This window comes from Planctomycetia bacterium (assembly GCA_034440135.1).
Classification (GTDB): Bacteria; Planctomycetota; Planctomycetia; order Pirellulales; family JALHLM01; genus JALHLM01.
On the sequence record JAWXBP010000167.1, the window covers coordinates 1 to 23056 of the forward strand.

At 60.5% G+C, this 23056-nt stretch carries 21 protein-coding genes; 15 read left to right on the top strand and 6 right to left on the bottom strand.

All coding sequences use genetic code 11. The annotated features are described in order from the left end of the window. The first annotated feature begins 217 nt into the window (after nucleotides 1-217). Together SGJ19_09535 and SGJ19_09540 are read left to right on the top strand one after the other, a co-directional pair. Nucleotides 218-1597 (top strand): DUF1501 domain-containing protein, encoded by a 1380-nt coding sequence (locus SGJ19_09535; protein ID MDZ4780480.1) that lies wholly within the window; start codon nucleotides 218-220, stop codon nucleotides 1595-1597. Between the two features lie 132 nt (nucleotides 1598-1729). Beyond that, nucleotides 1730-2344 (top strand): superoxide dismutase, encoded by a 615-nt coding sequence (locus SGJ19_09540; protein MDZ4780481.1) that lies wholly within the window; start codon nucleotides 1730-1732, stop codon nucleotides 2342-2344. A gap of 77 nt (nucleotides 2345-2421) precedes the next feature. Here SGJ19_09540 and SGJ19_09545 read toward each other — a convergent pair whose 3' ends face one another. Then, nucleotides 2422-4062, bottom strand: a complete 1641-nt coding sequence (locus SGJ19_09545) for a sigma-54 dependent transcriptional regulator (GenBank protein MDZ4780482.1) — start codon at nucleotides 4060-4062, stop codon at nucleotides 2422-2424. Between the two features lie 170 nt (nucleotides 4063-4232). Here SGJ19_09545 and SGJ19_09550 point away from each other — a divergent pair, with 170 nt between their 5' ends. The 8 genes from SGJ19_09550 to SGJ19_09585 all read left to right on the top strand — a co-directional run bounded on the left by SGJ19_09550 (nucleotide 4233) and on the right by SGJ19_09585 (nucleotide 10441). Continuing rightward, entirely contained in the window at nucleotides 4233-5366 is a 1134-nt protein-coding gene (locus tag SGJ19_09550; GenBank protein MDZ4780483.1) for a sulfate ABC transporter substrate-binding protein, read from the top strand. A 15-nt stretch (nucleotides 5367-5381) separates the two neighbouring features. Continuing rightward, nucleotides 5382-6221, top strand: coding sequence for a sulfate ABC transporter permease subunit CysT (cysT, locus tag SGJ19_09555; GenBank protein ID MDZ4780484.1), 840 nt, complete (start codon nucleotides 5382-5384; stop codon nucleotides 6219-6221). 4 nt (nucleotides 6222-6225) lie between these two features. Next, nucleotides 6226-7113, top strand: coding sequence for a sulfate ABC transporter permease subunit CysW (gene cysW / locus SGJ19_09560; GenBank protein ID MDZ4780485.1), 888 nt, complete (start codon nucleotides 6226-6228; stop codon nucleotides 7111-7113). Between the two features lie 4 nt (nucleotides 7114-7117). After that, a complete protein-coding gene (locus SGJ19_09565) occupies nucleotides 7118-8194 on the top strand; it encodes a sulfate/molybdate ABC transporter ATP-binding protein (protein MDZ4780486.1) in 1077 nt (358 codons plus the stop codon). A 62-nt stretch (nucleotides 8195-8256) separates the two neighbouring features. After that, the gene (locus SGJ19_09570; GenBank protein MDZ4780487.1) at nucleotides 8257-8478 is read left to right on the top strand and encodes a DUF2292 domain-containing protein; all 222 of its coding nucleotides are present in this window, start codon (nucleotides 8257-8259) and stop codon (nucleotides 8476-8478) included. A gap of 139 nt (nucleotides 8479-8617) precedes the next feature. Next, nucleotides 8618-8890: a BON domain-containing protein gene (locus SGJ19_09575; GenBank protein MDZ4780488.1), complete on the top strand. Its 273-nt coding sequence runs from the start codon at nucleotides 8618-8620 to the stop codon at nucleotides 8888-8890. A 49-nt stretch (nucleotides 8891-8939) separates the two neighbouring features. Then, complete coding sequence (locus SGJ19_09580) at nucleotides 8940-9392, top strand: carboxypeptidase-like regulatory domain-containing protein (protein ID MDZ4780489.1); 453 nt, start codon at nucleotides 8940-8942, stop codon at nucleotides 9390-9392. A gap of 68 nt (nucleotides 9393-9460) precedes the next feature. Next, nucleotides 9461-10441 carry a DUF1559 domain-containing protein gene (locus SGJ19_09585; GenBank protein ID MDZ4780490.1) on the top strand — a complete coding sequence of 327 codons (981 nt, stop codon included), beginning with the start codon at nucleotides 9461-9463 and terminating at the stop codon, nucleotides 10439-10441. Between the two features lie 99 nt (nucleotides 10442-10540). On the opposite strand, the gene SGJ19_09590 is transcribed toward SGJ19_09585, so the two are convergent. Continuing rightward, nucleotides 10541-11608, bottom strand: a complete 1068-nt coding sequence (locus tag SGJ19_09590) for a putative zinc-binding peptidase (GenBank protein MDZ4780491.1) — start codon at nucleotides 11606-11608, stop codon at nucleotides 10541-10543. A 195-nt stretch (nucleotides 11609-11803) separates the two neighbouring features. On the opposite strand from SGJ19_09590, the gene SGJ19_09595 reads away from it, so the two are divergent. The 5 genes from SGJ19_09595 (at nucleotide 11804) to SGJ19_09615 (ending at nucleotide 19260) form a co-directional block, all read left to right on the top strand. Beyond that, nucleotides 11804-12757: a hypothetical protein gene (locus SGJ19_09595; GenBank protein ID MDZ4780492.1), complete on the top strand. Its 954-nt coding sequence runs from the start codon at nucleotides 11804-11806 to the stop codon at nucleotides 12755-12757. 84 nt (nucleotides 12758-12841) lie between these two features. Then, nucleotides 12842-15709 carry an excinuclease ABC subunit UvrA gene (uvrA, locus tag SGJ19_09600; GenBank protein ID MDZ4780493.1) on the top strand — a complete coding sequence of 956 codons (2868 nt, stop codon included), beginning with the start codon at nucleotides 12842-12844 and terminating at the stop codon, nucleotides 15707-15709. A gap of 6 nt (nucleotides 15710-15715) precedes the next feature. Next, on the top strand, nucleotides 15716-16663 hold the full coding sequence (locus tag SGJ19_09605; GenBank protein MDZ4780494.1) for a hypothetical protein: 948 nt from the start codon (nucleotides 15716-15718) through the stop codon (nucleotides 16661-16663). Nucleotides 16664-16947: 284 nt separating this feature from the next. Next, a complete protein-coding gene (locus SGJ19_09610) occupies nucleotides 16948-17259 on the top strand; it encodes a hypothetical protein (GenBank protein MDZ4780495.1) in 312 nt (103 codons plus the stop codon). A gap of 306 nt (nucleotides 17260-17565) precedes the next feature. Next, nucleotides 17566-19260 (top strand): M2 family metallopeptidase, encoded by a 1695-nt coding sequence (locus SGJ19_09615; GenBank protein ID MDZ4780496.1) that lies wholly within the window; start codon nucleotides 17566-17568, stop codon nucleotides 19258-19260. A 134-nt stretch (nucleotides 19261-19394) separates the two neighbouring features. Here the strand turns inward: SGJ19_09615 and SGJ19_09620 are convergent, their stop codons facing one another. The 4 genes from SGJ19_09620 to SGJ19_09635 form a co-directional block, all read right to left on the bottom strand. Then, entirely contained in the window at nucleotides 19395-20171 is a 777-nt protein-coding gene (locus SGJ19_09620; GenBank protein MDZ4780497.1) for a hypothetical protein, read from the bottom strand. A gap of 293 nt (nucleotides 20172-20464) precedes the next feature. Next, complete coding sequence (locus tag SGJ19_09625) at nucleotides 20465-20965, bottom strand: TrmH family RNA methyltransferase (protein MDZ4780498.1); 501 nt, start codon at nucleotides 20963-20965, stop codon at nucleotides 20465-20467. A 192-nt stretch (nucleotides 20966-21157) separates the two neighbouring features. Further along, nucleotides 21158-21559 (bottom strand): metalloregulator ArsR/SmtB family transcription factor, encoded by a 402-nt coding sequence (locus SGJ19_09630; protein MDZ4780499.1) that lies wholly within the window; start codon nucleotides 21557-21559, stop codon nucleotides 21158-21160. 496 nt (nucleotides 21560-22055) lie between these two features. Further along, complete coding sequence (locus SGJ19_09635; GenBank protein ID MDZ4780500.1) at nucleotides 22056-22946, bottom strand: phosphoribosylaminoimidazolesuccinocarboxamide synthase; 891 nt, start codon at nucleotides 22944-22946, stop codon at nucleotides 22056-22058. Nucleotides 22947-23056 lie beyond the last annotated feature (110 nt).

The following is a 23056-nucleotide window of genomic DNA, read 5'->3' on the forward strand; positions in this document are numbered from 1 at the left end:
CACCTCCGTGCAAAAAAGGAAAGAAAACCGCTCCGTCCCGCTTCCTACGCCAACAGACCTCGACCGGTTCACGCCTTACGAAAACTGATTCGCCCTGCAGACTTGTGCCAAACTGTTGCGGCTTCCTGGCGGGAGGGTTAGAATGCCGCACGGATCAAAATGTGTGGATGCGTTGACCGCATCCACCCAGCGGCGACCTGTTCCAGGAGACGAAGCCATGTGGCGCATTGGCATGGGCGGAGCGAGCCGGTATTGCGACGGCATTTCTCGCCGGAGTTTCGTTCAGCTCGGCGCGGCTGGGATGGCGACCGCCGGACTGCCGGAAATTCTCCGCGCCAAGAATAAGTCCGCCGAGCAGGGGCGTCCGTCGAAGAACACGTCCGTCATTATGGTTTGGCTCGACGGCGGGCCGGGCCACATGGACCTGTACGACCTCAAGCCGGAGGCGCCGGCCGAGTACCGGGGGATCTGGCAGCCCATTCCGACGAACGTGCCCGGGTTCGAGATCTCGCAACTCTTTCCATTGCAGGCGAAGGTCGCCGACAAGTTTTCGATCGTGCGATCGTTGCATCATGACACCGGCGATCACTTCACCGGCGCGCACTACATGCTCACCGGGCGCGACGGGGCGAACGGCGGCGATACCACTGGGAAGTCGCCGTCGATCGGCTCGATTGCGACGCGCGTGCTGGGGCCGCGCAAGCCAGGCATGCCGGCCTACGTGGCGGTGCCCTACGCGGCCAGCATCGGCATTCGACCCGGTTACTTCGCGGCGAACTATCTCGGCAAGGAGTTCGATCCGTTCGAGACCGACGGCGATCCCAACGCCGAGAATTTTCAGGTACAGAACATGAACCTCGCTGGCGGGCTCACGGTCAACCGGTTGGAGGATCGCCGCGGTTTGATGGAGCACTTCGATCGCACGCGCCGTTTCGTCGATCAAACCGGCATGGCGGATTCAATGGATCGCTTTCAGGTGCAGGCCTTCGACATGGTCACCGGCACAGCCGCGCGCGAGGCGTTCAATCTCTCCGGCGAAGACGCGGCGCTCCGCGATCGCTATGGGCGCAATACCTGGGGTCAAAGCACGTTGCTTGCGCGGCGTTTGGTCGAAGCCGGCGCCACGATGGTCACCGTTCACCTGGGCGGCTGGGATCATCACTGGGACCTCAAGACCGGCATGGAGAACTACCTGCCGAAGGTGGATCAGGCGCTGTACGGCTTGTTCAGCGATCTCAGCGAACGTGGACTCTCCGATCAAGTGCTCGTCGTTGTCTGCGGTGAGTTCAGCCGCACGCCGCGGATGAACAACGGCGGTAACGGCGGCCCGGCCGGCAGCATGGGGACGCCTGGCCGCGATCACTGGGGGAGCGCGATGTTCTGCGTCCTTGGCGGCGGCGGTTTGCAGGGTGGCCAGATTGTCGGCGCCACGAATCGTCTCGGCGAATACCCCCTGAGCCGTCCGATCACCTGTAGCGACATCCACGCCACGATCTATCACGTGCTCGGCGTCGATCCTTCGGTGAGCTTCCTCAACCACGCGGGCCGCCCTGTCCCGGCCATCGATCACGGGGAAGTGATCGCGGAGTTGGTGTAAGTTGCCCCGAGTCGTTTTACACTAGCCCGACGCGCTTGTTGCCCACCCTAGCCGATGGTCCGCGCGCGCGGTATGTTGGTTTCGCACACGAGTGACATGAGACCCGTCAACCGCATTGCCTGAGGTGGAACGATGCCATACACCCTGCCGTCGCTGCCGTATCCTTTCCACGCATTGGAACCGCATATTGATGCCAAGACGATGGAAATCCATCTTACAAAGCATCACCAGGCGTACATCAACAACGTCAACACGGCGCTCGAAGGCAGCCCATTGCTGGATCTGCCTGTCGAAGAATTGGTCACCAAGCTCGACCAAGTTCCCGAGGAAAAGCGCGCCGCGGTTCGCAACAACGCGGGCGGTCACGCCAATCACTCGCTGTTCTGGACGATCATGGCCCCGAACGCTGGCGGCGAGCCGACCGGCGCGCTGGCCGACGCCATCAAGTCCGACCTCGGCGGCTTCGCCAAGTTCAAGGAAGATCTCACCAAAGCCGGCACGACCCAATTCGGCAGCGGTTGGGGCTGGTTGAGCGTCACCAAGGCCGGCAAGTTGGTCGTCGAGAAGACCCCCAATCAAGACTCGCCGTTGATGGCCGGCGGCAACACGCCGATCCTGGGCGTCGACGTCTGGGAACATGCCTACTACCTGCACTACCAGAATCGCCGCCCGGATTACCTCGCGGCGTTCTTCAACGTCATCAACTGGGAAGAAGTCGCCCGCCGCTACGCGAAGGCGAAGGGCTAAGCGACGACGACGAAGTCAAAGTGAATTGCATTGCAGCCCAGGCCCAATCGCCTGGGCTGTTTTTATGCGCGCGCAACTCAATCGCGGAAGCGCGACCAATCTACGCTGAGTTTGCGCATCTTGGCGCGGAGCGTGTGCGGGTTGATATGCAACAACGCCGCCGTGCCGCGCGGGCCTTCGATCTTGCCGCGTGTGGCCTGGAGCGCACGCTCGATGTGGCGACGCACCGCGTCGTCGAGCGTGAGCAGGCCTTCGCGTGTCGGCGCTTCCGTCGCAAACGAACCCGGGCGCGGCGCCGTGTGGGACGTGAGACTCGCCGGTTGCGCAACGCGCGGCGGGATGACGCCGAGCGCCTTCGCGATTTCCAGTCGCTTGCCGTCGCCGAGGATGGCTGCGCGTTCGATCACCGTCCGCAATTCGCGAATGTTGCCGGGCCAATCGTATTCCGCGAGCAGCAGGATGTCCTCCGGGGTCGGCCGCACGAGCGGTAAACCCAGCCGCGTGGCGGAGCGTTCGGAGAAATGTTGGGCGAGCTCGGAGATGTCGTCCAAGCGTTCGCGCAGCGGCGGCAGCACCAACGGAAACACCGCCAGGCGATACCACAGGTCTTCGCGAAACTCTTTGTGCTGCACCATCGACGCCAGATCGCGATGCGTGGCGGCCACGATGCGCACATCGACGCGAATTGGTTGTTGCCCGCCGACGCGCTCCAGATAGCCGTCTTGCAAGACGCGCAAGAAGCGGACTTGCGCTTGCAGCGGCAGTTCGCCGATTTCGTCGAGGAAGAGCGTGCCGCCGTCGGCGCGTTCGAACCAACCTTGGCGCATTTCGCCTGCGCCAGTGAAGCTGCCTTTTTCGTGACCGAACAGTTGCGAGTCGATCAATTCCGCGGGAATGGCGCCGCAATTTACGCGGATAAACGGATTGGCGTGCCGCGGCGAGCGATTGTGAATCGCGCGGGCGATGACTTCCTTACCGGTGCCGGTTTCGCCGAGGATCAACACAGGCGCATCGGACGGGGCGACCAGGGCGACGCGTTCCATCACCGGCTTGAGCCCAGTTTCGACGCCGACCACGGGTTCGTCCATCTCGCTGCGGCCGAGTCGCGTCAACAGTGTGCGGCGTTCTGCTTCGGCGGTTTCACGCAGCGACGCCAACTCATGGACGCGGTGATCGTTGTCGAGCGCGACGGAAAACGGCTCCAACAGTGCGCGGACCAGCTTGCGATGTTCGGCGTCGAAGGCGTGTCCCTCCTTGGCGACCACGATGAGCACGCCGGTCAGGGCACCGGCAGCGCCGAGTGGTCCCACCAGCACGTCGCCACGGATATCCAATGGGATGAGCACGCGCGATTCCGCGGAGCTGTCGTCCTGACGTTGCCGGAGCAGCTTGCGCCCCTCACCCCATCTGCGCAGGCGGCGAAGTTGAGTCACTGACACCGGTGATCCGCTGGGTTCCGGTGGAACCCAGCGCCCCACGCCCGCGGCGGCCACGGTCGCAATCGTGCGATGGGCCTCTTCGACGCGGCGCACGATCACGCCTCCCAGCGGCAAATGCTTCGCCAGGAAGGTGGTAATGTTGGCCGTCGCCTCTTGGATCTCAATATGCCGGCAGGCTTCGCGCCAGATTTCCAACAGTAACGGGCGAAACGGTTCCATGCCGTCAAAACCATCAAATAAGACGGTGTCCCATGAATTGTCGCGGGTCGGTTCCATCATATGTCACGGATTCCCATGAGTACAGTCCGATTTTCGGTCCTAAGTCGATGATTCGCACAGCGCGTACCAAAAAGTTCGCCTTGGCACGATCCTTGCTTTTCCTCCGACCGACGATTCGCGAGTCCACTCCGGAATCGCTGCCCACTTGCCACTGCTCGAGTAGGAAACCCATGAGATCGCGATTACTCTTCGCCGCCTTGGCTCTGACGGGAATGACGCTGTCGTTGAGCGCGGTTGGTTGCGGCGACAACGCCTCGGCAACCGGGTCAGGTTCCACGTCGGCGGATGCATCCGGCTCCGCCGAAGCACCGAAGCAGCTCACGCTGCTCAACGTCTCTTACGATCCGACCCGCGAGCTTTACGAGGAATTCAACGAGGCGTTTAAGAAGGACTATCTCACAAACAACAACGTCGAGTTGACGATCGAGCAATCGCACGGCGGCTCCGGCAAGCAAGCCCGGGCGGTGATTGACGGGCTCGAAGCCGACGTAGTGACGCTGGCATTGGCGTACGACATCGACGTCATCGCCGAAAAAGCCAAACTGCTTCCGGACAATTGGCAATCGCGGTTGCCGAACAATAGCGCACCCTACACGTCGACGATTGTGTTTCTGGTGCGGAAGGGTAATCCCAAGAAGATCAACGACTGGTCCGACCTGGGCCGAGACGACGTGCAGGTCATTACGCCGAATCCGAAAACCTCGGGGGGCGCTCGCTGGAATTACCTGGTGCTCTGGGGCTACACGCTGCATCACGAGTTGGGCGGCTTCGACGCACTGAAAGATCCCGCCAAGTCCGATGTCGTGGCCGCCGCGAACGTGAAGGCCAAAGAGTTCGTGACGAGCGTCTTCCGTCGCGTGCCGGTGCTGGATTCCGGCGCCCGCGGTTCGACTAACACGTTCGTGCAGCGGGGCATCGGCGACGTCTTGTTGACCTGGGAGAACGAGGCGCTGTTGGCCATCAATGAGTTGGGGCCGGACAAGGTCGACATCGTCACGCCGAGCCTCAGCATCCTGGCCGAACCGCCGGTCGCCGTGGTCGACGAAAACGTCGAAAAGCATGGCACGCGAGAGGCGGCCGAAGCCTATCTCGGCTTTCTCTACACCAAGGAAGGCCAGGATCTCGCTGCCAAGCACTACTATCGCCCGGTAAATCCGAGCGAAGTCGAGCCGAAGTTGCTGGAACGCTTCGAGAAGCTCGAACTGTTCACCGTGGACAGCGTGTTCGGCGGCTGGAAGAAATCGCAGGCCGAACACTTCGATGACGGCGGCGTGTTCGACCAGATTTACACACCGGGACAGTGAAAGGACTCACGTCTCATGCGTAACTTGTTCAAACGCCATAGCGTCCTCCCCGGCTTCGGGCTGACGCTCGGCTGGACGCTGACCTACCTGAGTTTGATCGTGCTGATCCCGCTCACCGGATTGTTTCTCCGCACGACGACCATGACGTGGTCGGACTTTGTGGAGACGGTGACTTCGCCGCGCGTTATGGCTTCCTATCGGCTGACGTTCGGCGCGTCGTTTCTCGCGGCAGTGATCAACTCGGTGTTCGGATTGCTGCTGGCCTGGACGCTGGTGCGGTATCAATTCCCTGGAAAACGCTTCATCGACGCCATCGTGGACCTTCCCTTCGCCTTGCCAACCGCCGTGTCGGGAATTGCGCTCACCACGCTGTACGCGCCGAACGGTTGGCTCGGGCAATGGCTGGAACCGCTGGGAATTCACGCCGCGTTTTCGCCACTGGGCGTGTTGATTGCGTTGACATTCATCGGGCTGCCGTTTGTGGTGCGCACGGTGCAGCCGGCGTTGGAGGAACTGGAAGCGGAAGCTGAAGAAGCTGCCGCAAGTCTGGGCGCGAATCGACTGCAGACGTTTTACTACGTCGTGCTGCCGGCGCTGTTACCGGCGATGATCACGGGCTTCGCCCTCTCGTTCGCACGAGCCCTGGGCGAATACGGGTCCGTCGTCTTCATCTCCGGCAACAAGCCGATGGTGACCGAAATCACTTCGCTGTTGATCATCACCAAGTTGGAGCAGTACGACTACGCCGGCGCCACGGCGTTGGCCGTAGTGATGCTCGTGGCCTCGTTCTTCATTCTCTTGGCGATCAACGCCGTGCAGTGGTGGTTCAGCCGCGCCGCGTTGCAGGGAGTTTGAAGCCATGGCCACTGCCATTTCCGCGACAAGTTCCGGTCAAAGCCGCGCGGCCCTGCGCGAGCCGCTGTGGGTCAAGGTGATCGTGTTCACGCTCGGCATCGGGTTTCTGGGGCTGTTCCTGGTGCTCCCGCTCGTCGCCGTGTTCACCGAAGCCTTGCGCGAAGGCGTGAAAGCCTACTTCGCCAGCTTCCGCGATCCGGCGGCGCTGGCCGCGATTCGTCTGACGCTCGTCGCCACGGCCATTGCCGTGCCATTGAACCTGGTATTCGGATTGGCCGCCTCGTGGGCGATCGCGAAGTTTGAGTTTCGCGGCAAGAGCGTGTTGATCACCTTGATCGACTTGCCTTTCGCCGTGTCGCCGGTGATTTCGGGATTGATCTTTGTCCTGTTGTTCGGCCTGCAAGGTTGGCTCGGCCCATGGCTCCGAGCGCACGACATTCAAATCATCTTTGCCGTACCGGGCATTGTCTTGGCCACGGTGTTTGTGACGTTCCCCTTTGTGGCGCGGGAGTTGATCCCGCTCATGCAGGAACAAGGCAACGACGAAGAACAGGCCGCGCTGCTGCTTGGCGCGAGCGGCTGGCAAACCTTTTGGCGTGTCACGCTGCCGAATGTGAAATGGGCGTTGCTGTATGGTGTGATCCTCAGTACGGCCCGGGCGATGGGGGAGTTTGGCGCCGTGTCGGTCGTCTCCGGCCACGTGCGCGGGAAAACGAACACGATCCCGTTGCATGTCGAGATTCTTTACAACGAATACAACTTCGTGGCCGCCTTCGCCGTCGCCTCGCTGCTGGCGCTCCTGGCATTGGCTACCTTGGCTTTAAAAATTGCGCTGGAATGGAAAATCCAAGCCGCGCGCCCATCTCTTGAACCGACCGCGGTAGAGGGTTAAACGCATGAGCATCGAAATCAATCGGGTTCACAAGTCCTTCGGCGCATACCAGGCGCTCAAAGACGTTAGCCTCAACATTCGCGATGGCGAGTTGGTCACGCTGTTGGGCCCTTCCGGGTCAGGCAAGACCACGTTGCTGCGAGTCATCGCCGGGCTGGAAGAACCGGACGTTCATCCGGAGACCGCCATCCGTTTTCACGGCGAAGATGTCCGCGAAACGGAGATCGGCAGTCGCCAAGTCGGCTTCGTGTTTCAACACTACGCGTTGTTCCGGCATATGTCCGTGTTCGAGAACGTGGCATTCGGCTTACGCGTACGTCCGCGGCAGCTGCGTCCGTCAAAGCTGGCGATCAACAGCCGCGTTCACGAGTTACTCAAGTTAGTGCAACTCGACGGACTGGCCGGGCGTTACCCTTCGCAACTTTCCGGCGGCCAGCGTCAACGCGTGGCGTTGGCCCGGGCGTTGGCCATTGAGCCCAAAGTGCTGTTGCTGGATGAACCGTTCGGGGCGCTCGACGCCAAGGTGCGGCAAGGTCTGCGGGAATGGCTGCGCCGGTTGCACGATGAGATTCATGTCACCACGATTCTCGTCACGCACGATCAGGAGGAAGCGTTGGAAGTGGCCGATCGCGTCGTGGTGATGAACGCAGGGCGCATCGAACAAGACGGCACTCCTGAGGACGTGTTCCACCGGCCGCAATCGGAATTCGTGATGGATTTCCTCGGCCGCGTGAATGTGTTTCATGCCCGGATCGAAGATGGCCGCGCCTGGTGGGACAACGTACCGCTCGACGTGCCGGGCCGTTTCGATCATGGACAAGGCCAGGCGCATGTTTACATTCGGCCGCACGAATTGGAGATCGAGCTGCAGCGCAACGGTCACCCGGCCATTGAGGCGAATGTGACGCGGATCAACCCTGCGGGCGCCGTCGCCAAGGTGGGTCTGATGAGCGCCGCGGGACGCGACATTCATGTCGACATTCCGTTGGAACGTCTGGAATCGTTGGCATTGCGTCCCGGCGATCGCGTGTATCTTTCGCCGCGGAAAGCGCGGGTGTTTGTTCCGGAATATGTGATCTAAATCGGCGGAGCGTGGCGGGTCGCACCGAAGTACTGGTTTCAAGCATGGAAAGCGAGCGCACGATGAGTTCCTCACCAACAGCCGCGATGAGCGACAACCGCCAGGAACTGGCGATCGAACATATCCGCCACGCCTTGAGTGGCTTGCGCTTTGGCAGCGTCGTCGTCACCGTGCAGGACGGCGTCGTCGTGCAGATCGATCGCACGGAAAAGAATCGACTCGCGGCCGGATTGAATGGTCGCCATGCCGCGCAAAACCGAACCGCGGCGAGTGAAGTTGCATAGTCGAATGCACGTCGACTCGTTGAATTCCCACTCCACACATCATCAAGGAATCGTCCCATGTTTCGCTGTTGTCGTTGTCGCGATGCATTACGCCTCACTTTCGCTTACATCACAGATTTCAACGACAGGAACATAGACCATGACCAGCTTGCCCACCCATTTGTCCAACGATCACGCCGACCTGTTTGACCGCGCGCGACTGCTGCTCGCCGCGCAATCCGTGCCGGCGTTTCGCCAGATTTCCATCGAAGCCATCCACGGTCGCGTCACGTTGCGTGGCGTTCTGCAATCGTACTACCATAGGCAACTCGCCGTGTCCCTCGTCCGCCGCATCGCGGGCGTGACGCACGTGATCGATGAACTGGCCGTAAGCGCGCCGCGTTCCGATTCGTTCATCGCGGCATCTGCGTGACGTCGCCCCCACTCCTACATTCCACTCGCTAAGCACCGAGGTGAACTCCATGTCCGTAGTTACTCTTTCTCAGTGCGCGCATCGCGGCCGGGCGCCCTTGGCGGCGCTGGCCGCGGTGGCGTTGCTTGTCACCGGTTGCAGTGACACCGGTCCGGAACGCGTGCAAGTGTTTCCGGCCGAAGGCAAAGTCATCTGGAACGGCCAGCCGGTCGCTGGGGCGCTCGTGGTACTGCATCCCAGCGCCGGCAATCCGATCTCGGCCCGAGCGCAAACCGAAAAGGACGGCTCGTTCAAACTCAGCACCTATGACACCGGCGACGGCGTTCCGCCAGGCGAGTACACCGTCACGGTCGAATGGCGGAAGTTGATTCAAAAGGATGGCGAATACAAGCCCGGCCCGAATGTGTTGCCGAACAAGTTCAGCCAACCCACCACGTCGACGTTGAAAGTGCGCATCGCCGAAGGCACGAACGTGCTGGACCCGATCACGCTCACGCGCTAGCCGAGCGCTGTTGTCTCCGTTCCACTCATTACTCTCCACTCGAAGATTTGTTCAGGAGTACGATACCCATGCTACGGAAACCTTCACACGCACGCGCCGGCTTTACGCTGGTGGAATTGCTGGTGGTGATCGCCATCATCGGCATCTTGATCGCGCTGCTGTTGCCGGCATTGCAGGTGGCGCGCGAAGCCGCGCGGCGCTCGCAGTGCACCAACAACTTGAAACAAGTGGCGCTCGCCGCGCACACCTTCGAGAACTCGAAGAAGCATTTTCCCTCCAGTGTGCGACCGGCCGGCCTGACGCCGTTGCCGCGCATCGCTGGCGTGACATTGTTGTTGCCGTTCATCGAACAGAACAACACGTTCAAAGCGTACGACCAGGCTAAGAACTGGAACGACCCGCTGAACTTGCCAGCCGTGTCGCAGGTCATTCCCACCTTCTTGTGCCCCACCAGCCCCAAGCCGGAACGACTCGACGGGCTGCCGGAAGCGAGCACGTGGTCGGCGACGATTGCCGCGACGACCGACTACTCGCCGACGATCGGCGTCGACGCCCGCCTGAAGACGGCGAACCTTGTCGACAAGGACGGCAAAGGTTTCTTGCCTAAGAACGAAAAGCCGCGTTTCGCCGACGTGAAAGATGGTACTTCGAACACAATTCTCTATGCGGAATCGGCCGGCCGTCCCTTCGTGTGGCGCAAAGGCGAGATGGTTTCCGAGGACCTGGTCAAGACTCGCGTCAACGCCGGCGGCTGGTGCCGTCCGGCGAGTGACTTTAGCATCGACGGCTCCAGCTACGATGGCAAGACCTCGCCCGGCCCGTGCGCCATTAACTGCACCAACGGCGAAGACGTCGTCCCGGGAGGATTCCCACATTCGTACTACGGTTCGGAAGGGACCGCGGAGACGTATGCGTTCCATTCCGGCGGCGCGGTCATTTCCTTCGGCGACGGCTCGGTGCGCTTCCTTGCCGAAACGATTGACATCCGCGAGTTCGCCAAGCTGGTCACGCGAGACGGGAGTGAAGTCTCCAAGGGCGAAGGGTTGTAATCGCGATTGTTTAAAAAAACTTAGACGATGATTAAGCCCCGGCTGCCGCAGTGCGGACGGGGCTCTTTCCTTGCGCTACGGGCTGGTGTGGCTGAACCTTCAACCAGCGTGGTACACCGTTTCGTGAACGAAGCGGAGTTTCTCCACTGCTGGCTTCGACAAGACGAATGGATAGGCGTCGGGAAGGCCCAGGCCGCGATTCAGGTTGTTGAGCACAAACGTGAGTGGAAACCATTCGTTCATCAATTGATCGAAGCCTTCCGGGCCGCGAGCGATCGCTTTGCCGGTGATTTTGGCGGAGGGCTGGTCGCGCCGGCGCGGACGGATCGAAAGTCCACTGTCGGCGGCCGTTTCGATGGCGTCCGTGATATGCAGGTAATGCGCCCAGGTCTCCGCCCAATCTTCCCAGGCGTGCGTGCTCGCGTAGGCCGAGACGTAGCGTTCCTGCCAATCGGGCGCGGGCCCCGCGTCGTAGTGACGCTGCAAAGCTTGCGCATAATCTTCGCGGTCATCGCCAAACAGCGCGCGATAAGCGTCCAAGCGGTCGCTACCGGCGATCAGTCGATCCCAATAGTAGTGACCCAACTCATGGCGGATATGCCCCACGAGCGTGCGATAAGGCTCGTGCATTTGCAGGCGGCGGCGTTCCCGTTCCGCGTCGTCGGCTTCCGCCAGGTTGAGCGTGATCAAGCCATCTGCGTGACCGGTCAAAATGGGCGGCGCCTCCGGGTCGACCGGATCGGCGAGAATTTCGAAGGCCAATCCCCGCTCCGGATCGACAGACTTGCTGACCGGAGAAATCCCCAGTTGCACCAGGCTGTATAAGACGCGGCGCTTGGCGACCTCATAGCGATACCAGGCCTGCTTGGCTGCCATGTCCGAGAGATCGGGAATCGTCCGCGTGAGGTCACAGGAATCGCAGTATTCCTGCTCCGATCCGGCCGGAATCGCCCAATTGCAGACGTTGTGCTCGGCATAGTTCGGGCGCAGGCGATACGCGCGCTGCTCGGGCTCGAGCGGCGACTTCCAGGCGCCATCGCCGCCTTCGTCCAGCGAGCCCACCATCCGCTGGTCCGGCAGGTAAGCCAACAGGCGACCGCATTGGACGCAAGTCGCGCTCTCGAAAAACACCAAATGTTGACAATGGTCGCAGTGGAAGACATGCATGACGGGGGGGGCCACAGGTGTCGGCATCAAATCGCACGCGGCGGAATTATACGCGCGCCTTCCTGTTGTCGCCTACGAGGTGGCGCATTAATCTGAGGCTTTCCCGGGTCGCGAACAACTTCTAGACGATGCTGATCGCATACAACATCCCGGTGGGGTCTTTCCGTGCAACGGTGGACGATGAAAGGTATGCCTATGGATAGCGAATCCGACTCCGAAAAAGTCGCGCGCTTTCAAGCCGCACTCGATCAGTTCATCGAGCGAATCGCCGAGGATCGCTACGTGCTGGCCGCGGTGCTGGTCGGAAGCTTGTCGACGGACACCATTTGGCGCCGCGAGTCGATTTCGCTCTGGATCATTGAGCCTGACGGCGTCAGTCGACGCCTGCGCAGCGATGGCAACGATGAGCGGATTTTTCGCATCTTGGTTGAGAACGGCGTCAATATCCATGCCGAAGTGATTCCGCGCAGCCGCTTCAAGCAGATGGTCGAAGGCGCCTCGAGGACCGCGTTCTCTTGCAATTTCTTCGCCGCACGGCGCGTCGTGTTCAGCAAGGATCCGTCAATCGACGGGTGGTTCAAGACCGCCAACAGTATCGCCACGAAGGATCAGGAGCGAGAGCTCCTGACTTTCTCCACCTGGACGATCCACGCCGTGCGTCATGCCCGGAAGCGGTTGGAAATCAAGGAAGACGTGGAACTCGCGGCTCAAGAAATCCTCGGTGCGGCGCACAGCGTCGCGTACACCGAGATCATTCGCCAGGGAAAGGTCTGGGAGCAAGACGTCATCTATCGCGCCATGGAAGGCGATCCCGAGCTGTTCCAGACGATCTACCTGGACGTACTGGCCAAACGCAAGAATCGACGCGTCCTCATCGCGGCGCTCGACGCCATCGACGGCTATCTTGACCGGCATTACAAGGCTCACCTCAAACCGCTGCTCGCGTTTCTGAAAAAAGAGAATCGCGTGATCCCGCTTTCGGACATCAGCGAGCACTTCGCGTTTTCGCAGTTGTACCCGTGGCACTTGGAGTCCGCCTGCGAATGGCTGGAGCAAAAAGGATCGCTGCAGAAACTTTCCGCGCCGTTTAAGCTGACGAAGCGCAGCTTGGAGCGTGTGGAGGAGCCGGCGTATTTGCTCGAAAGCTGACCGTCGCTACTCCAGCACGCTCGATCTGGCTCTCCTGACGCTCCTCTTGCTTCGCGATTCGAATCGCGACGGTGAACCGACTCCATGCGAACGACGATCCAGGTCCAAGGCGCCCGCGAAAACAATCTGCGCAACATCGACGTGGAACTGCCGCGCGACAAGTTGATCGTCGTCACGGGCATGAGCGGATCAGGCAAATCCTCGCTGGCGTTCGATACGATCTATGCCGAAGGGCAGCGGCGGCTGTTGGCGTCGATGTCGACCTTTGCCAAGCGATTCATCGGGCAGCTCAAGAAGCCCGACGTCGATTTCGTCAACGGACTCTCGCCGGTTGTGTCGATCGATCAAAAGACGGTCGGGGCGAATCCTCGTTCGACCGTCGGCACGATGACCGACATCTCCGACTATTTGCGGATGCTGTTCGCCACGATGGGAACGCCGCATTGTCCTGAGTGCGGCGAGGCGATCGCGATTCGCACGCCGCACCAGATGATGGAGCATCTGCTTTCGCTGCCGAAGGGAACGGAAGTCGAGGTGCGGGCGCCGGTCTACAAGATCTACGGCGAAGACTACGAGTTTTTGTTCGAGCAAATCCGCGTCAACGGTTACCGGCGCGCCCGCATCGACGGCAAGCCGCGCGATCTCGGCGAGCATCTCGAATTAGACGAAGACGAAGCGCATACCATCGAAGCCGTCGTCGATTCGTTTGTCATCGCTCCAGGCATCGACCAGCAAGTCGTGACGTCACTGGAGCACGGGCTCAAACTCGGCGACGGATTGATCGGCTTTCACATCTTGAAGCCGAAACAGCTTGGGCCCGCACAGCGAAAGTTCTACGAGGGCTTCGGGTGCGCCAAGCATCGACTCGTCGCCGGCGTCATGAATCAAGCGCAGTTCACGTTCAATGACCCGGCGGGCGCATGCCCTACTTGCACCGGATTGGGCGTCGCGATGCGCGTGTTGCCGGCGCTGTTGGTTCCCGATCCGACGCGGTCGCTAAATGAAGGCGCCTTCGTCACCGCCGCGATGAGCAATAGCCGAGATAGTTGGGGAGGCCGCATGCTCCACAGCCTCGCCGCGCACTATGGGTTCAGCCTCGATACGCCGTACAAGGACTTGGCGCCGGAGCATGTGCAGACACTGCAGTATGGCACAAAAGGGGAGCTATTCGAGGTCGTCCTGCCGCCGGGCGCGAAACAGGGACAACAACACGCCGGCAAGAAGATCAAGTTCGGCGGCGTCGTCAACCAGTTGGAGCATCACTACCGACAATATCGCAAGCAAGGCACGTCCAACGCCGGAATGGACGAGTACCTGAAAAAAGTGATGGTCGAATACGATTGCCCCGAATGCAGCGGCGCGCGGCTCAAGCGAGCTCGGCGATTGGTTACCGTAGCCGATCGGAATCTATATGAACTCGGCGAGATGCACCTCGTGGAGTTGCTGCGGTTTATCAAAAAGATCAAACCGACGGCGCGCCAGCAGGCGATCGCCGAAACCATCGTCCGCGAAGCGACGACCCGATTGGAATTGCTGATCGCGATCGGACTCGACTATCTGAGCCTGAATCGCCGCTCGGCAACTTTATCCGGCGGAGAATCGCAGCGGATCCGGCTCTCATCGCAGATCGGCTCTGGATTGATGGGTATGCTCTACGTGCTCGACGAGCCGAGCATCGGGCTGCATCCCAAGGACAACGTGAAGATGATCGAAACGCTTCAGAGGCTGCGCGACCTCGGCAACACCGTGATCGTGGTCGAGCATGACGCCGACACAATTCGCGCGGCCGACCACGTTGTCGAAATCGGCCCTGGTCCCGGCGTCCATGGCGGAACGATCGTCGCCGAGGGACCGCTGAAAGCAATCCTGAAGAATCGTCAGTCGCTGACCGGCCAATATCTCAGCGGCGCCCGGTGCATCGCCGTACCGGAGCGACGTCGGCCGCCGAGCGGCAAGTCGTTGATCGTTCGCGGCGCGCGCCACAACAACCTGCAAAATATCGACGTCGAGATTCCGCTGGAGCAGTTCGTCTGCGTGACCGGCGCCTCCGGCTCGGGCAAGAGCTCGTTGGTACATGAGATCGTTCATAAACGGCTCTACGCCCTCTTGCACGATAGTCGCGTCATCGCCGGGGACCACGACGAATTCCTCGGCACGAAGCACGTGAACGACGTGATCGACATCGATCAATCGCCGATCGGCCGCTCCTCGCGCTCGAATCCGGCCACCTACATCGGCTTCTATGACACGATCCGCACGTTGTTTTCGGAAACCGAAGAAGCGCAGCGGCGCGGATTCACCGCCTCGACGTTCAGCTTCAATGTGAAAGGCGGTCGGTGCGAGGAATGCGCGGGTGAAGGAACGATTACCACGCAACTGTCGTTCATGCCCGACGTCGAAGTCGTCTGTCCGACTTGCAAAGGCGCGAGATACCAACAAGACACGCTGGACGTCAAGTACCGGGATAAAAACATCTCCGAAGTGCTCGATATGCCCATCGAAGAAGGCGCCGCGTTCTTCGCCGATCAGCCGACGATCGCCCGCAAGATCGGGGTGCTCGATGAGTTGGGCCTCGGCTATCTCAAGCTCGGCCACCCCTCGACGATTCTCTCCGGCGGCGAAGCCCAGCGCGTCAAGCTCGCGGGCGAGCTTGGCAAGCTGAAGCGGGGCAAGCATAATCTCTACATTCTCGACGAGCCCACCACGGGACTCCATTTCGCGGATATCGATCGACTGCTCGAGAGCCTCAATCGATTGGTCGACAACGGCCATTCGGTCTTGGTGATCGAGCACAACCTGGACGTGATCAAAACCGCCGACTGGGTGATCGACCTCGGCCCGGAAGGAGGCCACAATGGCGGGCAACTGCTGGCCAGCGGTACGCCCGAGGAAGTCGCCGCCAACAAGAAATCCCACACCGGCAGATTCCTGGCCGAGCTTCTCAAAAGTTGATCCAAGATGATGAAAACGACCTTTCGCATGCTGCTTTTGTTGTTATCGCTGGAGCTGCTTGCGCTCCACACGGAAGGCGACGAGCCTCGCCCTGATGGGGCGTCGCGCAACGGCCACGAACCAAAACGGATTCCGCCGGCACAATCCATTGGTTCAGGATTGTTGCTGGAACCGCCGCTGGATCTCAACTGGTTTACGCGCGAAAAGTTCATCGCCGAAAGTTCGACCGTCGGCGCCGAGAAAATCAACAAGACCTGGACATCGCCGGTGGTGCAACTCCCGCCGCATCCTCGGGCCGACGCGCAGGGCCTCTCGGAAGATGAAATCAAAGAGTACATGCGACTGGCGAAAGCCATGTTCGAACGGGGCCAGGCTGTGCCCGTCTCGGACGTCGGTTTGGTCAGCACGCAGGAAGATGTGATTCGCGAGCCCATGCTGAATCACATCGCCGCGTTCGAAAATGCAGCGGTTCGAGTCTTCTTGTTGGTGCAACGCACCGCGTCGGGCGAGGGCTGGGGCTACTTTTCGATCGTCCAGGACATGACGGTCGAACCGCCGGTGGACTACTTTTCGCAAATCCATCCGGATCGCGTGCAGTTGGAGGCCACGAGTTGCTACAAGTGCCATTCCTCCGGGCCGTTGGCCATTCATCCGGCGCGCGAGGATCTTGTGATTGACGCGAAACTCGCGGCCGCGCTCAGCCAATACATCGCCGAACAGCCGCGGTCCACTTTCCATTTTCCGCCGTATTCGCCTCGTCCGGAAGCCGGCAAGCAATTGAAGTTAGACGCGTGTACTGTGTGTCATGAAGCGGATGGCGTGCGCGCGCCGCTCTACCAACTGCAGTCGCACACGATCCGCATTCTGGTCGACTTCGGCTACATGCCGCCTGATGAACGGCTGACGCAGGATGAGACGGCCGAGCTCAATGCCTGGCTAAACGACCAGGAGTGAAGGCCGTTGTCTCGCAGGCTCTCCAAACGCTCGAGGGGACAGTCTTTAGAAAAGGTGTCAGGTGCAGGAAAGGTGTCAGGAACGAATGGCACGTGAAGTGTTGTAAGTTGTGGCGTGGCAAGCTGGTTGTGGCAGGGCTGAGTTGATTCGCCCGCGGTCACGACCTGAGTGTTTCTCGCGCAGTGCCTCAGCGCCGATCGCTCTTGTCGCGACGCCGTCGCGCGTGGCGTTAGTTGGGGCGTCGCGTGCTGAACGTGGACGGCTCGGGGATAAGGAAAAGGGATATGGAATTCCGAAAAGACGACGACGCGAAGGGTGATTTCTTAGTCACTATCGAAGACATCAATGCTGTGCGAAATAACTTCGGCACGTCCGAGGTTCTCGGCGATGCGAACTCCGACGGAGTCGTAAACATCCATAACTTGAACGAGGTCCGCAATCACTTCAACTCGGTTGACTTTCTGAATCACGGCGAGTTCCTGGTGCCTGGCGGAGATAGTAGTACGTTGCGATTGTGGGATGTGCGAACACGACAGAAAGTCGCCGCCGCCGACCTTAAGCAGGGCGAAGTGAGCCTGCGCGCACTAGGCGATTAACTCGTAGCGTTGTAGTATTGATCCCGCACCTGCTTGTCGTTCAACGACCTATCTCTTGCGCTCTCACGCATTGTTACGAAGGGGGTTCCGCTCGGGGAGGTATCGCATTCGACGGGGCACCACGATCTCGGGCAACATTGGGGCAAACCCGCCATTGACGCACCGATGCATCGGTTGGGCCTGATGACGTGTTCTGACACGGCGTTGGTCCTGCGGCACTTGCGGAGTTTGCTGCTCCCTTGGCACAATGCCGGGCGTGTTGCCCCTTGGAATCGCATTTTTTTCACCGCTCGGAGTTGGCACACCATGCGCAGCATTTTCACGCGGGTAGCTCTCCCGATCCTCCTGGTATTGGCAGGCATCATGACCAGTTCCGTCGCTCAGGCGCAAGACTTCGAGGCGGATGCGCGGCAGTTGGTGGCCGACTACGAATCGCGGCTCCGCCCGCTGGAAATCACGGCGGCGCTGGCGTGGTGGGACGCCAACACGACCGGTTCCGACGCCGCGTTCGCCAAGAAGCAAGAGGCCGAAACGGCGCTCGATAAGGCGCTCTCGGATACCGCCCGCTTCGCCAAGCTCAAGGCCTGCGACGAGGCCAAGCTGGAAGACGCCACGTTGGCCCGGGAAGTGCGATTGATGTACCTCGGGGCGCTCTCCAAGCAGGTCGATCCCGCGATTCTGGAGCGCATGACAGCCCTTTCCAACACGATCGACATGAAATTCAACAAGTACCGCGCCAAGGTCGGCGGCGAGGAATTGGCCGACAGCGCCGTGCGGAAGGCGCTCAAGGAATCGAAGGACACGGCCGAACGCCAGGCGGTTTGGGAGGCGAGCAAAGGGGTCGGCGCGGAAGTTGCGCCGGATCTGGCGACGCTCGTCGACCTCCGCAACCAGGCCGCGAAGAAACTCGGCTTCGCCAATTTTCAGGTGATGCAGCTTTATTTGAACGAGCAGGATCCTGAGGCGCTGCTGCAACTCTTCGATGAGTTAGACGCGCTCACCAAGGGCCCGTATACAGCCGCTAAGGCCGAGATCGACGCCAAGCTGGCCGCGAACTGCGGCGTGAAGATCGAAGAACTGCTGCCTTGGCACTACCAGGACCCATTCTTCCAGGAAGCGCCGGCGATCGAGGATACGAATCTCGACGCTGTCTACGCCAATGTCAAGATCATGGATGTCTGTGAGCGATTCTACGAAGGCGTCGGGCTGCCGATCAAAGACGTGCTCGCCCGGAGCAGCTTGTACGAGGAGCCGGGCAAGAGCCCGCATGCGTTTTGCACCGACATCAACCGTGAAGGGGACGTGCGGGTGTTGGCGAACGTTGTCCCGAATGAATACTGGATGGGGACGATGCTCCACGAGTTGGGGCACGCCGTGTATAGCAGCAAGAATATTCCTGCGAGCGTGCCGTACGTGGTGCGGACTGATGCGCACATCCTCTGCACCGAAGGGGTGGCGATGCAGTTCGAGCGATTCTCTAAGAGCGCCGAATGGCTCACGGAGATGGGCGTGAAAGTGGACGACCCGGACGCCTTCAACGCCGCCGGCGCCCGGATGCGCCGCAACAAGCTGTTGATTTTCTCGCGCTGGTGCCAGGTGATGTTCCGCTTCGAGAAAGGCATGTACGAGGATCCACAGCAAGATCTCAACAAACTCTGGTGGGACCTGGTCGAGAAGTACCAGTTGGTCAAACGCCCAGAGGGGCGCAACGCCCCGGACTTCGCCAGCAAGATCCACGTGGTCAGCGCCCCGTGCTACTACCACAACTACATGATGGGCGAGCTCTTCGCGTGCCAAGTCCACCGGGCGTTGTGCGCGAAGCTCTACCCCGGCAAGGACTCCGACAAGGTGACCTACGTCGGCGACCAGCGCGTCGGTCAATTCATGAAAGAACGCGTCTTCGCCCCGGGCCGCCTGTTGCCGTGGAATGAGTTGACCCGGCACGCGACGGGGCAGGAGTTGAGCGCCGAGTCGTTCGCGGCGGACTTTGCCGGGGAGTAGCGCGTTTTCGATGTTATGGCACGGTCTCCTGACCGTGCCATGTTGGGCGCAACGACAGCGGGAATTTGAGACCTGCGGTCGGGCCGGTGGCCTGGTCGGGAGACCAGGCCACAACTTGAGGAATGCCAATTGCACTATTGAATCTTGCAATTCGGCAGCGCCTTTTGGAGCGATTCGAGTTGCTCCGGCGTGATTGTCGTCGCTGTAAGGTGGAGCGATTTCAAGCCACTCATTTTCGCCAATGGCATGTGGTCGATGGTTGAGAGAGTAGCGAGCAACAGCCATAGCTCCTGCAGACTATGAAGCTCAGCGAGAGGTGCTAGGTCAACGTCGCCATAGCAACAAAAGTATAAGGACTTCAGGTTGTCGAGCCGGGCAAGTGGAGCGAGATTGGTTGTTTCTCTGGAACCGACGAGTAGGTTGAGCTGTTGCAAGCCGTCGAGCTCGCCAAGCGGCGTGAGATCGGTAGCTGACAAGGAATGGAACGTCAGTGAACTCAAGCTTTGGAGTCCGGCCAGCGGTGTCAGGTCAGTGACATCGGCGGAAGCGAGCGACATCTCTCGTACGTTTTCGAGCCCGGCAAGCGGCGTCAGGTCAATATCTTTTTGCGCTTTCTGGTAGTCTTGGAAAACAATAAGAACTCGCTCTCCAAGAATGCGCCTCGCAAGGTCTCGCCACCAACCTTGTGGCTTGCCTAGCTTCATTTGGTCGAGCGAATCGTACGGACCGCCGAGCGCTGTTAAGAAAACGCCTCCCGCTTGAAGCCGGTCGGCTACCTGGCGCTCGTACGCCGATTGGCGACGCTCCTTTGCCACCCACGCGAAGAAAATTGCGGCCAGTGTCACGAACGCGAAAAAGGCTCGCAGGCTGTAGCGAAGCCAGCGCGGACGAGTTAATGGTTTTGTTGCCATTCTTAAGTCCGTTCTCCGAGGAGGCTCCAGCACGCAAGCGAACGGTGTTAGAATGTCGCAACGGTAGTTTTCTGTCTATCCCAAGACGTGTCGCCCCTGTGGGGCTCAAGCAGATTGGGTTATGTATTTTCCAGGGGTTCGCACCCCTGGCTATTCTCGGCCGCCCCGTTGGGGCTACAGATTGTATTGCTTGGCCGAACTCCAGGGGCTGCCGCCCCTGGCAACTGACGGTCGCCCCGTTGGGGCTTGAGGCGCGCCGTTCGGGGCATCAGTCGGAACGGTTGGGGCTACATTTACCCCGTCGGATACTGCCGGCAATACTCATAAAGCGCAATCGCCGTCGCCGTGGCCACGTTGTGGGCGTAGGGGAGGCCGTAGCCGGGGATTTCTACGACGTGATCTAAAAGCGCGAGCGTTTCTTCGTCCAGTCCGGCGCGTTCGTTGCCAACGACCAGGGCCATGCGGCGGGGAAAAGCGAAATCCCAGATCACTTGTGAGTTGGTCGTTTGCTCCAGGCCGACGAGCGGATAGCCTTCCGCCGTCAATTTGCGTAGCGCGGGAATCAGCGTGCGGTGGTTTTCCACTTGGACGGCGTCAGCGCCGTCGCGGGCGATTTTGTCGATCACTTTCACCGGGCCGGAACAGATAATCCGCTCCACGCCCGAGCAGCCGGCGGCGCGGAGGATCCGCGAGAGGTTGATATTGCTCCGCAGCGGCGCGCAGGCAATGACCAATTCCCGGGGCCGCGTGAGTTCAATCGGCGGCTTATGACGCTGCTGGGAGAAGGAATCCATGGGGGGAATGACGAATTTCTAAATCCGAATGTCGAAAGAATGACGAATGCTCAAATGTCAAATAGTGCAAGATCTGTGCACGACATTCAAGGTCATTCGAGCTTCGTCATTCGAATTTGATTCGACATTCGAGCTTAGAAATTCGTCATTCCCACGCCCGATGTTCGTTGGACTACGCCCGACAATCCGGGGTTAGACGGCCTGCGCCGCTGCGTCGCTGGTCAGGGCGTAGTTGCCGAAGCGGACGATGCGTTCCGATTCCGGGACGTCGGCGAAGACGCGGTCGAGGAGCTCTTGGAGTCGCTCCGGAATCACGCGGTAAAAGTTGTGCTTGCCTTCCCGACGGCACTCGATCAGCCCGGCCATGCGGAGCAGGGCGAGATGATGACTGACTGCCGGCTGGGATTGTTCGAGCAGATCGCACAGGGCGCGAACGTGCAGTTCGTCGCAGCGCGAAAGGTCGAACAGGATGCGCAGCCGCGTTTCATCCGAGAGGAGTTTGAAGACCTTGACGAGATCCTTCACAGCGGGGCCAGGGACGGGGGGCAAGAAAACAGCCTCGTGATCGTCGGCGGGGGTGAGTGTTTGGATCATGGAATGCATTACTCGCGAAACGCCAGGAGATGGGTCAGGGCCGTCCACCGTTCATCTTTCCACGGTACGCAATCAACGGACCGCGGGTGCGCATTGCATTCCGATGCCGCGCGAACACGCGGCGAGCGCGCACGTTGAAACGCCTGACCAGTGGTTGAAACACCCCGCCCGCTTCAATGTTTCGGTTCTGGCCGATCGCGCAGAACGTCGCGCGCCGCGCCATCCGTAAATCACGGTCAGCGAGACGCAATGCTTCGTGCGACCTTATACGCAGTCCGCAGAACGCGGGCTGTTGTTCCTCTCGATGAGGTCGCACTCCCTTTGGGGTGCCCTCATTCTAGCTATGCGAATACGTGAGTCAAACCGGATTTGCCGGGAAAAACCGCGCTTTCCTGGCTGAATTTCGATCGCTGGCGGTGCTAGCACCAGCGCAAAGCGACAAGTTGGGCAATCGGCGATCAGATTGCGGGCCAGCGGACCGGCTCCGGCGCACGGCTCACTTCCAGGCGAATGGCATACCTGTGAGGCGTTCGAAGGCTTCGATGTATTTCTCGCGCGTGCGGCTGACCACTTCCGGCGGCAACTCCGGCGGCGGGCTGTTTTTGTCCCAGGTCGTCTGCTCCAACCAGTCGCGGACGTATTGCTTGTCGAACGAAGATTGGCCGCGTCCCGGAGCGTATTGATCGGCCGGCCAGAACCTCGAGCTATCCGGGGTCATCACTTCATCGACGAGAATCCATTGATCGCCTAGCCGTCCCCACTCGAACTTGGTGTCGGCGATGATGATGCCGCGCTCCCGCGCGTCGCGTACGCCGCGCTCATAGACCGCGAGGCTCAGCGAGCGCAGTTCCTCGGCGGCGTCCCGGCCGACGATTTCGCACATCCGCTCGAACGGAATATTCTCGTCGTGGCCGCTCGTGGCTTTGGTCGCTGGCGTGAAAATCGGCGATGGCAACTGCGCGCTCTCGGTGAGTCCCTGTGGCAACGGGATTCCACAGACTGTGCCCTGTTGTTGGTATTCCTTCCAGCCGGAGCCGGCCAGATAGCCGCGCACCACGCATTCGACCGGCGCGACTTCCGCCTTGCGGACCAGCATCGATCGCCCCGCCAGCGGCGCGAGGTCGACGTCCTTAGGCAATCCGAACTCTGCCACGTCGGCCGACAGCAGATGATGCGGTACGCCAACCCGCGCGAACCAATGCAAACTGATCTGCGTGAGCACGCGCCCTTTGTCCGGAATGGGCGTCGGCAGGATCCAGTCGAAGGCGCTGATCCGATCCGTGGCGACGATCAACAGATGATCGCCGAGATCGTAAACATCGCGCACCTTTCCCCGAAACACCGGCCAATGTGGCAGCTCGGTCTGCAATACGGCCGTGTCGGACATGTCGGGCGCCTCGGGGAAATTCAGGGAAGACCCTCCGAGTATACGGCCGACATGCAGGCCTGTGGGAGGCGTCTCCGACGCCGATTGGACCGGTCAAAACTCATCGACTA

What these genes read in the sequence shown, in the direction of transcription:
- SGJ19_09535 (MDZ4780480.1), top strand. Translation starts at nt 218, where the DNA reads ATGTGGCGCATTGGCATGGGCGGAGCGAGCCGGTATTGCGACGGCATT.
- SGJ19_09540 (MDZ4780481.1), top strand. Translation starts at nt 1,730, where the DNA reads ATGCCATACACCCTGCCGTCGCTGCCGTATCCTTTCCACGCATTGGAA.
- SGJ19_09545 (MDZ4780482.1), bottom strand. Translation starts at nt 4,062, where the DNA reads ATGATGGAACCGACCCGCGACAATTCATGGGACACCGTCTTATTTGAT.
- SGJ19_09550 (MDZ4780483.1), top strand. Translation starts at nt 4,233, where the DNA reads ATGAGATCGCGATTACTCTTCGCCGCCTTGGCTCTGACGGGAATGACG.
- cysT (MDZ4780484.1), top strand. Translation starts at nt 5,382, where the DNA reads ATGCGTAACTTGTTCAAACGCCATAGCGTCCTCCCCGGCTTCGGGCTG.
- cysW (MDZ4780485.1), top strand. Translation starts at nt 6,226, where the DNA reads ATGGCCACTGCCATTTCCGCGACAAGTTCCGGTCAAAGCCGCGCGGCC.
- SGJ19_09565 (MDZ4780486.1), top strand. Translation starts at nt 7,118, where the DNA reads ATGAGCATCGAAATCAATCGGGTTCACAAGTCCTTCGGCGCATACCAG.
- SGJ19_09570 (MDZ4780487.1), top strand. Translation starts at nt 8,257, where the DNA reads ATGAGTTCCTCACCAACAGCCGCGATGAGCGACAACCGCCAGGAACTG.
- SGJ19_09575 (MDZ4780488.1), top strand. Translation starts at nt 8,618, where the DNA reads ATGACCAGCTTGCCCACCCATTTGTCCAACGATCACGCCGACCTGTTT.
- SGJ19_09580 (MDZ4780489.1), top strand. Translation starts at nt 8,940, where the DNA reads ATGTCCGTAGTTACTCTTTCTCAGTGCGCGCATCGCGGCCGGGCGCCC.
- SGJ19_09585 (MDZ4780490.1), top strand. Translation starts at nt 9,461, where the DNA reads ATGCTACGGAAACCTTCACACGCACGCGCCGGCTTTACGCTGGTGGAA.
- SGJ19_09590 (MDZ4780491.1), bottom strand. Translation starts at nt 11,608, where the DNA reads ATGCATGTCTTCCACTGCGACCATTGTCAACATTTGGTGTTTTTCGAG.
- SGJ19_09595 (MDZ4780492.1), top strand. Translation starts at nt 11,804, where the DNA reads ATGGATAGCGAATCCGACTCCGAAAAAGTCGCGCGCTTTCAAGCCGCA.
- uvrA (MDZ4780493.1), top strand. Translation starts at nt 12,842, where the DNA reads ATGCGAACGACGATCCAGGTCCAAGGCGCCCGCGAAAACAATCTGCGC.
- SGJ19_09605 (MDZ4780494.1), top strand. Translation starts at nt 15,716, where the DNA reads ATGATGAAAACGACCTTTCGCATGCTGCTTTTGTTGTTATCGCTGGAG.
- SGJ19_09610 (MDZ4780495.1), top strand. Translation starts at nt 16,948, where the DNA reads ATGGAATTCCGAAAAGACGACGACGCGAAGGGTGATTTCTTAGTCACT.
- SGJ19_09615 (MDZ4780496.1), top strand. Translation starts at nt 17,566, where the DNA reads ATGCGCAGCATTTTCACGCGGGTAGCTCTCCCGATCCTCCTGGTATTG.
- SGJ19_09620 (MDZ4780497.1), bottom strand. Translation starts at nt 20,171, where the DNA reads ATGGCAACAAAACCATTAACTCGTCCGCGCTGGCTTCGCTACAGCCTG.
- SGJ19_09625 (MDZ4780498.1), bottom strand. Translation starts at nt 20,965, where the DNA reads ATGGATTCCTTCTCCCAGCAGCGTCATAAGCCGCCGATTGAACTCACG.
- SGJ19_09630 (MDZ4780499.1), bottom strand. Translation starts at nt 21,559, where the DNA reads ATGATCCAAACACTCACCCCCGCCGACGATCACGAGGCTGTTTTCTTG.
- SGJ19_09635 (MDZ4780500.1), bottom strand. Translation starts at nt 22,946, where the DNA reads ATGTCCGACACGGCCGTATTGCAGACCGAGCTGCCACATTGGCCGGTG.